The organism is Pseudomonas sp. FFUP_PS_473 (assembly GCF_002858665.1).
Classification (GTDB): Bacteria; Pseudomonadota; Gammaproteobacteria; order Pseudomonadales; family Pseudomonadaceae; genus Aquipseudomonas; species Aquipseudomonas defluvii.
This window is the reverse complement of the sequence record NZ_PJQQ01000002.1, coordinates 42,535-54,428: the sequence shown is the minus strand read 5'-3', so window position 1 is coordinate 54,428 and position 11,894 is coordinate 42,535. Positions and strand designations below refer to the sequence as shown.

General features: G+C 58.6%; 8 protein-coding genes. 7 read left to right on the top strand and 1 reads right to left on the bottom strand.

Annotated features, from left to right (window positions below; all coding sequences use genetic code 11):
• Positions 1 to 54 precede the first annotated feature (54 nt).
• Positions 55 to 1,728: a DNA repair protein RecN gene (recN, locus tag CYD26_RS01570; RefSeq protein ID WP_102051667.1), complete on the bottom strand. Its 1,674-nt coding sequence runs from the start codon at positions 1,726 to 1,728 to the stop codon at positions 55 to 57.
• A gap of 229 nt (positions 1,729 to 1,957) precedes the next feature.
• Here recN and grpE point away from each other — a divergent pair, with 229 nt between their 5' ends.
• The 7 genes from grpE (at position 1,958) to greA (ending at position 11,892) form a co-directional block, all read left to right on the top strand.
• Positions 1,958 to 2,524, top strand: coding sequence for a nucleotide exchange factor GrpE (grpE, locus tag CYD26_RS01565; protein WP_065758251.1), 567 nt, complete (start codon positions 1,958 to 1,960; stop codon positions 2,522 to 2,524).
• 101 nt (positions 2,525 to 2,625) lie between these two features.
• On the top strand, positions 2,626 to 4,542 hold the full coding sequence (gene dnaK, locus CYD26_RS01560) for a molecular chaperone DnaK (protein WP_102051666.1): 1,917 nt from the start codon (positions 2,626 to 2,628) through the stop codon (positions 4,540 to 4,542).
• A 192-nt stretch (positions 4,543 to 4,734) separates the two neighbouring features.
• Positions 4,735 to 5,859 (top strand): molecular chaperone DnaJ, encoded by a 1,125-nt coding sequence (gene dnaJ, locus CYD26_RS01555; RefSeq protein WP_102051665.1) that lies wholly within the window; start codon positions 4,735 to 4,737, stop codon positions 5,857 to 5,859.
• A gap of 13 nt (positions 5,860 to 5,872) precedes the next feature.
• A complete protein-coding gene (dapB, locus tag CYD26_RS01550) occupies positions 5,873 to 6,676 on the top strand; it encodes a 4-hydroxy-tetrahydrodipicolinate reductase (protein ID WP_065758254.1) in 804 nt (267 codons plus the stop codon).
• A 281-nt stretch (positions 6,677 to 6,957) separates the two neighbouring features.
• Positions 6,958 to 8,094, top strand: a complete 1,137-nt coding sequence (carA, locus tag CYD26_RS01545) for a glutamine-hydrolyzing carbamoyl-phosphate synthase small subunit (protein ID WP_102051664.1) — start codon at positions 6,958 to 6,960, stop codon at positions 8,092 to 8,094.
• 103 nt (positions 8,095 to 8,197) lie between these two features.
• On the top strand, positions 8,198 to 11,419 hold the full coding sequence (gene carB, locus CYD26_RS01540) for a carbamoyl-phosphate synthase large subunit (protein ID WP_065758256.1): 3,222 nt from the start codon (positions 8,198 to 8,200) through the stop codon (positions 11,417 to 11,419).
• A complete protein-coding gene (greA, locus tag CYD26_RS01535) occupies positions 11,416 to 11,892 on the top strand; it encodes a transcription elongation factor GreA (protein WP_065758257.1) in 477 nt (158 codons plus the stop codon). The genes carB and greA overlap by 4 nt, the downstream gene beginning before the upstream one ends.
• Positions 11,893 to 11,894: the final 2 nt, after the last annotated feature.

The following is an 11,894-nucleotide window of genomic DNA, read 5'->3' as shown; positions in this document are numbered from 1 at the left end:
CGGCATAGAAGGCGACCCTGGGGTCGCCTTCGTGATTTTTGGTGAGCGGATATTTCAGGCCTTGCTGGTGACGACCATTTTGCGCGCGTGGGCCAGGGACTCTTTGGTCAGGTCAATGCCGCCGAGCATTCGTGCCACTTCCTCCACGCGTTCACGTTTGCTCAGGTTGGCGACCGCCGTGTGGGTCGCATCACTGTTGCGTACTTTGTGTACGAATAAATGATGATGGCCTTGGGCGGCGACTTGCGGCAGGTGGGTAACCGTAAGTACCTGGCCGCGCTCGCCCAGTCGGCGTAGCAGTTGGCCGACGATCTCGGCTGTCGGGCCGCCAATACCTACGTCGACTTCATCGAACACCAGTGTCGGGATGCGTGATGTTTGTGCAGTGATGACCTGAATCGCCAGGCTGATGCGCGACAGCTCGCCCCCGGAGGCTACCTTGGCCAGCGCCTTGAGCGGTTGGCCGGGGTTGGCACTGACCAGCAGTTCGACCTGTTCCAGGCCGTGGGGCAGTAGTTCGTCACTGTTGCTGGCCTGCAGTGCAATGTTGAAGCGCCCCCCGGGCATGCCCAGGCGCTGGATTTCTTGCTCCACGGCGCAGGCCAGGCTGTCCGCGGCCGCTCTGCGCAGCATGCTGAGCTCACTGGCTTTTTCCTGGTAATGGCGGGCATAGGCGGCGAGTTCTTCGCTCAAGCGCTCGATGGCTTCATCACTGGCGTCGAGCGTTCCAAGCTCGCTGCTCAGCTTGCACTGCAACTGAGTCAGTTCAGTGGGATGAACCCGATGCTTGCGTGCCAGCGTATAGATGGTGTCGAGGCGTTCTTCCAGTTGTTGCAGGCGCGCTGGATCGGCATCGAAGTTGTCGAGGAAGCGATTGAGTTCGCCTACGGCCTCTTCGACCTGAATCTGCGCGCTGGCAATCAGGTTGGCAGCTTCGCCCAGTGCTTTGGGAGCGTTGTGCACGGCAGTCAGGCGGTTGAGGCTGGCGGTCAGCGCGCTGAGTACATTGCCCGAATCGCTTTCGCTGCAATGGTCGATGACCTGGCGGCAAATGCCGAATAGGGCCTCTGCGTTGGTCAGGTTCTTGTGTTCCTGCTCCAGTTGCTCCAGCTCATCTTCTCCAAGGCCCAGGTTGTCCAGCTCTTCGAGTTGATAGCTCAACAACTGGTGACGAGCCTGCTGCTCTTCGCTGGAATTGGACAGGCGCTCCAGTTCCTGGCGCGTTTGTCGCCAGCGCTGGGCCGCCAGTTGCACCTGGCGGGCGAGGTCGGTGGCGCCGGCGTATTCGTCAAGCAGGCGGCGATGGGTGTCGGATTTCAGCAGCGACTGATGTTCGTGTTGGCTGTGAATGTCGATCAGCAGTTCGCCCAGTGCCTTGAGGTCGCTCAGCGGGCAGGGTGTGCCGTTGATGTAGCCGCGGGTGCGCCCCTCGGCAGTGATGACACGCCGCAGGATGCAGGGGCCGTCAGTGTCCAGGTCGCGCTCGGCCAGCCAGGCTCGAGCCTCGGGGATGTCGGCCAGGTCGAAGGTGGCCAGGATGTCGGCTTTGTCTGCACCTGGGCGTACCACGCCACTGTCGGCCCGGTCGCCGAGTGTCAGGCCCAAGGCGTCAAGCATGATCGACTTGCCGGCCCCGGTTTCGCCAGTGATGACGCTCATGCCACGGGACAGTTCGAGGTCCAGGTGTTCGACGATGGCGTAATTATGTACAGACAGATGCACCAGCATTGGGGCGGCTCCCAAGTGTTAAGTCTGGTTATTTATACAGTGTTTTCAAATCGGCTGACAATGCCTGGTTTTAGCTCTGTTTGCTTGAGTGAGGTGGCTTTTGATCGCGAGTGATCATAGCGCGGGTGTGCTTCTGCTGATTTCAGCCCTTGAACCTGCATTTTGCGACCCCATATAGGCGGCAGATGCGCGAGTTCAGCTCGCTGACAAAATTGAAAGGAGAGATTTTATGGCTGACGAACAGATGCTGGACGAACAGAATCTGAACGCCGACAAATCCGCAGGCGCGACCGGCGACGACCTCAATGCTCGCGTTCAGGTGCTCGAAGAGCAGCTGGCGGCGGCCCAGGATCAATCTCTGCGTGCTGCAGCCGATCTGCAGAACATTCGCCGTCGTGCTGAGCAGGATATCGAGAAGGCCCACAAGTTCGCCCTGGAAAAGTTCGCTGGCGACCTGCTGCCGGTCATCGATAGCCTGGAGCGCGGTCTGGAGCTTTCCAGCGCCGATGATGAAAGCATTCGCCCAATGCGTGAAGGCATTGAGCTGACGCTGAAAATGTTCCACGACACCCTCAAGCGCTTCAACCTTGAGGCCATTGACCCGCATGGCGAGCCGTTCAATGCCGAGCATCACCAGGCCATGGCCATGCAGGAAAGCGCTGAGGTAGAGCCTAACAGCGTGTTGAAAGTGTTCCAGAAGGGCTATCAGCTCAATGGCCGTCTGCTGCGCCCAGCCATGGTTGTGGTCAGCAAGGCGCCGGCGCCGGTTTCGCCGTCGATTGACGAGCAGGCTTGAAATCGTCCGGGGCGTCCCCATTTAGGTGTCAAGCATTCAAGTATTACCGCAGTTAGCCAGCACTGCTGCGGCAACCTTATTCAAGTTTCGGGAGAGTTAACATGGGTAAAATCATCGGTATCGACCTGGGGACCACCAACTCCTGCGTCTCCATTCTGGAAAACGGTAACGTCAAGGTTATCGAGAACGCCGAAGGCGCGCGTACCACCCCATCGATCATCGCTTACGCCAACGATGGCGAGATTCTGGTCGGTCAGTCGGCCAAGCGTCAGGCTGTCACCAACCCGCACAACACCCTGTACGCAGTAAAGCGTCTGATCGGTCGTCGTTTCGATGAAGAAGTCGTTCAGAAAGACATCCAGATGGTCCCTTACAAGATCGTCAAGGCTGACAACAACGACGCCTGGGTTGAAGTGAACGGCCAGAAAATGGCGCCGCCACAAATCTCGGCTGAAATCCTGAAAAAGATGAAGAAGACCGCCGAAGACTACCTCGGCGAGGCAGTGACTGAAGCGGTTATTACCGTGCCTGCCTACTTCAACGACAGCCAGCGTCAAGCTACCAAGGATGCCGGTCGTATTGCTGGCCTGGACGTCAAGCGCATCATCAACGAACCTACCGCTGCTGCGCTGGCGTACGGTATGGACAAGGCCAAGGGCGATCACACCGTGATCGTTTATGACCTGGGTGGCGGTACCTTCGACGTGTCGGTGATCGAGATCGCCGAGGTTGATGGTGAGCACCAGTTCGAAGTACTGGCAACCAACGGTGACACCTTCCTCGGTGGTGAAGACTTCGATATCCGTCTGATCGACTACCTTGTTGACGAGTTCAAGAAAGAAAGCGGCATGAACCTCAAGGGTGACCCGCTGGCCATGCAGCGTCTGAAAGAGGCCGCTGAGAAAGCCAAGATCGAGCTGTCTTCGAGCCAGCAGACTGATGTCAACCTGCCGTACATCACTGCAGATGCCACCGGTCCTAAGCACCTGAACGTGAAGATCTCCCGCGCCAAGCTGGAATCGCTGGTTGAAGACCTGGTTCAGCGCACCATCGAGCCTTGCCGTATCGCGCTGAAAGATGCCGGTATCGATGTAGGTTCGATCAACGACGTGATCCTGGTTGGCGGCCAGACCCGTATGCCGCTGGTGCAGAAAGCCGTTACCGATTTCTTCGGTAAAGAAGCGCGTAAAGACGTCAACCCTGACGAAGCCGTTGCCATGGGTGCTGCTATCCAGGGTGCCGTTCTGGCAGGTGACGTGAAAGACGTTCTGCTGCTGGACGTCAGCCCGCTGACCCTGGGTATTGAAACCATGGGTGGCGTGATGACCGCGCTGATCGAGAAAAACACCACCATTCCGACCAAGAAGTCGCAGGTGTTCTCGACCGCTGATGACAATCAGAGCGCTGTGACCATTCACGTGCTGCAAGGTGAGCGTAAACAAGCCGCACAGAACAAGTCCCTGGGCAAGTTCGACCTGGCTGACATTCCACCAGCACCACGTGGCGTGCCTCAGATCGAAGTGACCTTCGACATCGACGCCAACGGTATCCTGCACGTTGGTGCGAAGGACAAGGCTACTGGCAAGACTCAGTCGATCGTGATCAAGGCCAACTCCGGTCTGTCGGACGAAGAAATCGAGCGCATGGTGCGTGATGCCGAGGCTAACGCCGAGGAAGACCGCAAGTTTGAAGAGCTGGCCACTGCCCGTAACCAGGGTGATGCACTGGTGCACTCGACTCGCAAGATGGTCGCTGATGCCGGTGACAAGGTCACTGCCGAAGAGAAGGCTGCTATCGAGGCTGCAGTCGTAGCGCTGGAAGCCGCCGTTAAAGGCGACGACAAGGCTGCCATTGAGGCCAAGGTCGAAGAGCTGTCGAAGGTCTCCGCGCCAGTGGCTCAGAAAATGTACGCTGAGCAGGGCGAGAAGCCTGAAGCTGCTGCCAAGCCTGCGGAAGAAGCTGGCAAGCATGACGATGTAGTCGACGCCGAGTTCGAAGAAGTCAAAGACAACAAGTAATTACTACAGGTTGTCGGCCGGTTGACTGCATTTTAGCGGTGGCTGGTAGGATGTCGCCGCGCGGGGGCTTGCTCCCGCGTTGGCGTGTCTGGAATACCCGAATTTTTACGGCATTCGACCGGGTTTGAATGCTGGCGGCATAGCGCGAATAGCGCAGAGGTTTGCCGAACGTCCTCAAGAGTACAAAGACTTATGGCAAAGCGTGATTATTACGAGGTTCTGGGTGTAGAGCGCGGCTCCAGTGAGGCCGAGCTGAAGAAGGCGTATCGCCGTCTGGCGATGAAGCATCACCCGGACCGTAATCCCGATGACAAAGAGTCGGAAGAAAAATTCAAGGAGGCCAACGAGGCCTACGAAGTGCTGTCCGATAGCAGCAAGCGTGCGGCATATGACCAGTATGGCCATGCCGGCGTCGACCCTAGCATGGGTGGCGGCGGTGCGGGCTTTGGCGGTGCGAACTTCTCCGATATCTTCGGCGATGTGTTCAGCGACTTCTTTGGTGGTGGTCGGGGTGGTTCCCGTGGCGGTGCCCAGCGTGGCAGTGACCTGCGCTACACCCTGGAACTGAACCTCGAAGAAGCGGTGCGCGGCACCACGGTCAATATCCGTGTGCCGACATTGGTGAACTGCTCGCCGTGCGAGGGTTCCGGTGCCAAGAAGGGCTCTTCGCCGTCGACCTGTCCGACCTGTGGTGGTATTGGTCAGGTGCGTATGCAGCAGGGCTTTTTCTCGGTCCAGCAGACCTGCCCGCGTTGCCATGGCCAAGGCAAGATCATTACCGATCCTTGCGATGCATGCCATGGCGAAGGGCGTGTCGAAGAGTACAAGACGCTGTCGGTCAGGGTGCCGGCCGGTGTCGATACCGGAGACCGCATCCGGCTGTCTGGCGAGGGCGAGGCGGGTAGCCATGGTGGGCCTACCGGCGACCTTTACGTTGTGATCAATGTGCGCGAACATGCGATCTTCCAGCGTGATGGCAAGCATTTGTATTGCGAAGTGCCGATCAGTTACACCGATGCTGCGCTGGGTGGCGAGCTTGAAGTGCCGACCCTTGATGGTCGGGTCAAGCTGAAGATCCCTGAGGGTACTCAGACCGGCAAGCAGTTCCGTCTGCGCGGCAAGGGTGTTGCCCCGGTGCGTGGCGGTGCGGCGGGCGATCTGATGTGCCGCGTTGCAGTCGAGACGCCGGTCAATCTGAGTCGCCGTCAGCGTGAGCTGCTCGAAGAGCTGCGCGATTCGCTGGACTGTGACAGCTCCCATTCTCCCAAGGCCAGTGGCTGGTTCGAAGGCGTAAAACGCTTCTTCGGCGATCTGTAAGAAGGAACAGGGCATGCGACGTATAGCGGTAATGGGTGCTGCAGGGCGGATGGGTAAAACCCTGATCGAAGCTGTGCAGCATGCGCAGGGGGCGGGCCTGACCGCGGCTGTGGATCGTCCGGACAGTACGCTGATCGGTGCGGATGCTGGTGAATTGGCAGCGCTGGGTCGTATTGGTGTGGCGCTGTCGGGTGGTCTGGAGCAGGTGGTCGATGACTTCGATGTCCTGATCGACTTCACCCACCCGTCGGTCACCCTGAAAAACCTGGCGTTTTGCCGTGAGTCGGGCAAGGCCATGGTGATCGGTACTACCGGCTTCAGTGCTGAAGAAAAGCAGTTGCTGGTAGAGGCGAGCAAGGAGATTCCGATTGTCTTCGCCGCCAACTTCAGCGTGGGTGTGAACCTGTGCTTGAAGCTGCTCGACACTGCTGCCCGCGTGCTGGGTGATGACGTCGATATCGAGATCATCGAGGCGCATCACCGGCACAAGGTCGATGCACCTTCGGGTACGGCGCTGCGCATGGGTGAGGTGGTTGCCCAGGCCTTGGGTCGCAATCTGCAGGAAGTGGCGGTCTATGGTCGCGAAGGTCAGACCGGCGCCCGTGATCGGCAGACCATTGGCTTCGCTACCGTGCGTGCCGGCGATGTGGTCGGCGATCACACCGTGTTGTTCGCGGCTGAGGGTGAGCGCGTCGAGATCACCCACAAGGCCTCCAGTCGCATGACCTTCGCCAAGGGTGCGGTGCGTGCCGCATTGTGGCTGGAAGGGCGCGAGCCGGGCCTGTATGACATGCAGGACGTGCTGGAACTGCGTTAAGCGTTGTCGAAAGTGTGCCTGCAAGTCGGCTCTTTGGGTTTCACTGGAGCCGGTCTTGCGGGTTGCTTCTGAATCCTGGCGACGTCCTGTCGCATTTCTGCGCCTTTCAGGCACATCAGCGGTAGACCAAAAATACGTTTTTCTGTAAGCTACAGCTTTAGTGTGTCCACTAAAAGCGCGCAGATAATTCGACGAAGAAAGCGGGGTGACGTGTCTATACGTCATTCCGCTTTTTTGCAACCTGCGATCGCCCCTTCAGGCTTGATTTACGGGAGGTCTTCTTGACTAAGCCAGCCATACTCGCCCTTGCTGATGGCAGCATTTTTCGCGGTGAAGCCATTGGAGCCGACGGTCAGACCGTTGGTGAGGTGGTGTTTAACACCGCAATGACCGGCTATCAGGAAATCCTGACTGACCCTTCCTATGCGCAGCAAATCGTTACCCTGACTTACCCACACATTGGCAACACTGGCACCACGCCGGAAGATGCCGAATCCGACCGCGTCTGGTCGGCTGGCCTGGTGATTCGCGACCTGCCGTTGCTTGCCAGCAACTGGCGGAACAAGCAGTCGCTGCCGGACTACCTGAAAGCCAACAACGTGGTTGCGATCGCTGGCATCGATACCCGTCGCCTGACACGCATCCTGCGTGAAAAGGGTGCGCAGAATGGTTGCATCCTGGCCGGTGACAACATCACTGAAGAAGCCGCCATCGCCGCTGCGCGTGGCTTCCCAGGCCTGAAAGGCATGGACCTGGCCAAGGTTGTCAGCACCCAGAACAGCTACGAGTGGCGTTCCAGTGTCTGGAGCCTGAAGACCGACAGTCACCCGACTATCGAAGCTTCCGAGCTGCCATACCACGTGGTTGCCTATGACTACGGCGTCAAGCTGAACATCCTGCGCATGCTGGTTGAGCGCGGCTGCCGTGTGACCGTGGTTCCTGCGCAAACTCCGGCCAACGACGTTCTGGCGCTCAACCCAGATGGCGTGTTCCTGTCTAACGGCCCTGGCGATCCAGAGCCTTGCGATTATGCGATCAAGGCGATTCAGGACATTCTCGAAACCGAAATTCCGGTGTTCGGCATCTGCCTGGGTCACCAACTGCTGGCACTCGCTTCTGGCGCCAAGACCGTGAAAATGGGTCATGGCCACCACGGTGCCAACCACCCGGTCCAGGATCTGGACACCGGCGTTGTGATGATCACCAGTCAGAACCACGGTTTTGCCGTTGATGAGGCGACGCTGCCAGCCAATGTGCGCGCTACGCACAAGTCGCTGTTCGACGGTAGCCTCCAGGGTATTGAGCGCACCGACAAGAGCGCGTTCAGCTTCCAGGGTCACCCTGAAGCCAGCCCTGGCCCGACCGATGTCGCGCCGCTGTTCGACCGTTTCATCGATGCCATGGCCAAGCGCCGCTGAGCACCTAGTGAGAAGGCCCTGAACCGGCGCAAGCCGTGTTCAGGGACCGCCAAGATTGTTCAAGACGGCTTGCCGACTGACCTGCGGATTTGAGTGACAACCCATGCCAAAACGTACAGACATTAAAAGTATCCTGATTCTCGGCGCTGGACCGATCGTGATCGGCCAGGCCTGCGAATTCGACTATTCCGGCGCCCAGGCCTGCAAGGCCCTGCGCGAGGAAGGTTTCCGCGTCATCCTGGTGAACTCCAACCCGGCCACCATCATGACCGACCCGGCCATGGCCGACGCCACCTACATCGAGCCGATCAAATGGCAAACGGTGGCCAAGATCATTGAGAAAGAGCGTCCAGATGCGCTGCTGCCGACCATGGGTGGCCAGACTGCACTGAACTGCGCCCTGGACCTGGAGCGCGAAGGCATTCTGGAGAAGTTCGGTGTGGAAATGATCGGCGCCAATGCCGACACCATCGACAAGGCAGAAGACCGTTCGCGTTTTGACCAGGCCATGAAAGCCATTGGTCTGGAGTGCCCGCGCTCCGGCATCGCCCACAGCATGGAGGAGGCTAACGCCGTTCTCGAGAAGCTGGGCTTCCCGTGCATCATTCGTCCGTCCTTCACCATGGGCGGCACCGGTGGTGGCATCGCCTACAACCGTGAAGAGTTCGAAGAAATCTGTGCCCGTGGTCTGGACCTGTCGCCGACCAAGGAACTGCTGATCGATGAGTCGTTGATCGGTTGGAAAGAGTACGAGATGGAAGTGGTCCGCGACAAAAAGGACAACTGCATCATCGTCTGCTCCATCGAAAACTTCGACCCGATGGGCGTGCACACCGGTGACTCGATCACCGTTGCTCCGGCACAGACCCTGACCGACAAGGAATACCAGATCATGCGTAACGCCTCGCTGGCGGTACTGCGTGAGATCGGTGTTGAAACAGGCGGTTCCAACGTCCAGTTCGGTATCTGCCCGGACACTGGCCGTATGGTCGTGATCGAGATGAACCCGCGTGTATCGCGTTCCTCGGCCCTGGCTTCGAAAGCGACCGGCTTCCCGATCGCCAAGATTGCCGCCAAGCTGGCTGTCGGCTACACCCTGGATGAACTGCAGAACGACATCACCGGTGGTCGTACCCCGGCTTCGTTCGAGCCGTCCATCGACTACGTTGTGACCAAGCTGCCGCGCTTCGCCTTCGAGAAGTTCCCGAAAGCCGACGCCCGTCTGACCACCCAGATGAAATCCGTTGGTGAAGTCATGGCCATCGGCCGTACTTTCCAGGAATCCCTGCAGAAAGCCCTGCGTGGTCTGGAAGTGGGTGTATGCGGTCTTGATCCTAAGCTTGACCTGGCTAACCCGGAAACCCCGAGCATCCTCAAGCGCGAGCTGACCGTTCCTGGCGCTGAGCGCATCTGGTACGTTGCTGACGCCTTCCGTGCTGGCATGACCCGTGACGAAATCTTCGCGTTGACCAGCATCGACCACTGGTTCCTGGTGCAGATCGAAGACCTGATCAAGGAAGAAGAGCGCGTCAAGACCCTGGGCTTGGCCAACATCGACAAGGGCCTGATGCTCAGCCTCAAGCGCAAGGGCTTCTCTGACCAGCGTCTGGCCAAGCTGCTGGGTATTACCGACAAGAACCTGCGTCGTCACCGCCACAAGCTGGAAGTGTTCCCGGTCTACAAGCGCGTCGACACCTGCGCTGCCGAGTTCGCGACCGACACGGCCTACCTGTATTCGACCTATGAGGAAGAGTGCGAGGCCAACCCGTCGAGCCGTGACAAGATCATGATCCTGGGTGGTGGTCCAAACCGTATCGGCCAAGGTATCGAGTTTGACTACTGCTGCGTACACGCGGCACTGGCCCTGCGTGAAGATGGTTACGAGACCATCATGGTCAACTGCAACCCGGAAACCGTTTCCACCGACTATGACACGTCCGATCGCCTGTACTTCGAGCCGCTGACGCTGGAAGACGTGCTGGAAGTGGTGCGTGTCGAGAAGCCGAAGGGCGTGATCGTTCACTACGGTGGCCAGACCCCGCTGAAACTGGCTCGTGCGCTGGAAGAGGCCGGTGTACCGATTATCGGTACCAGCCCTGATGCAATCGACCGTGCTGAAGACCGTGAGCGCTTCCAGCAGATGGTTCAGCGTCTGAACCTGCTGCAGCCGCCAAATGCCACCGTTCGCAGCGAAGATGAAGCCATCCGGGCTGCCGGTGTGATCGGTTACCCGCTGGTGGTTCGTCCGTCCTACGTGCTGGGTGGCCGTGCCATGGAGATCGTCTACGAACTGGACGAACTCAAGCGTTACCTGCGTGAAGCGGTCCAGGTTTCCAACGACAGCCCTGTGCTGCTCGACCACTTCCTCAACTGCGCCATCGAGATGGACGTTGATGCGGTCTGCGACGGTACCGACGTGGTCATCGGCGCAATCATGCAGCACATCGAGCAGGCCGGTGTTCACTCCGGTGACTCGGCCTGTTCGCTGCCGCCATACTCCCTGCCAGCCCATGTTCAGGACGAAGTCCGCGAGCAGGTCAAGAAAATGGCTCTGGAGCTGGGCGTGGTCGGCCTGATGAACGTTCAGCTGGCGCTGCAAGGCGACAAGATCTACGTCATTGAAGTCAACCCGCGCGCTTCGCGTACTGTACCGTTCGTCTCCAAGTGCATCGGCACTTCCCTGGCGATGATTGCGGCGCGTGTCATGGCCGGCAAGACCCTGAAGGAAATTGGTTTCACCAAGGAAATCATTCCGAACTTCTACAGCGTCAAGGAAGCGGTCTTCCCGTTCGCCAAGTTCCCAGGTGTTGACCCGATCCTCGGCCCTGAAATGAAGTCGACGGGTGAAGTCATGGGTGTGGGCGACAGCTTCGGTGAAGCGTTTGCCAAGGCTCAGATGGGTGCCAGCGAAGTGCTGCCGACTGGCGGTACCGCGTTTATCAGCGTGCGTGATGACGACAAGCCACAAGTGGCTGGCGTTGCCCGTGACCTGATCGCCCTGGGCTTTGAAGTTGTCGCGACTGCGGGCACTGCCAAGATTATTGAGGCTGCCGGGCTGAAAGTGCGTCGTGTGAACAAGGTGACTGAAGGCCGTCCGCATGTTGTTGATATGATCAAGAACGATGAAGTGTCGCTGATCATCAACACCACTGAAGGTCGTCAGTCGATTGCTGATTCCTACTCGATTCGTCGCAATGCGTTGCAGCACAAAATCTACTGCACCACCACCATTGCGGCAGGTGAAGCTATCTGTGAAGCGCTGAAGTTCGGTCCGGAAAAGACCGTGCGCCGCTTGCAGGATCTCCATGCAGGACTCAACGGATGAATAAATACCCTATGACTGTCCAGGGCGCTCGCGCCCTGGAAGAAGAGCTGACCCATCTGACCAAGGTCGTTCGTCCCAAGCTCAGCCAGGATATTGGTGAAGCGCGGGAACTGGGCGACCTCAAGGAAAACGCCGAGTACCATGCTGCGCGCGAGCAGCAAGGTATGGTTGAAGCGCGTATCCGTGACATCGAAGGGCGCTTGCAGAACGCGGTGGTGATTGATGTCACTTCGATTGCGCACACTGGCAAGGTGATTTTCGGCACGACTGTTGAGATTGCCAACGTCGAAACCGACGAAAGCCTGAAGTACCAGATCGTTGGTGAAGATGAAGCTGACATCAAGGCTGGCAAGCTTTCGGTTGGTTCGCCTATTGCTCGCGCCCTGATCGGCAAGCAAGAGGGTGATGTCGTGTCGGTGAAGACCCCGAGTGGTTTGATCGAGTACGAGATTGTCGAAGTCGCCCATATTTAATC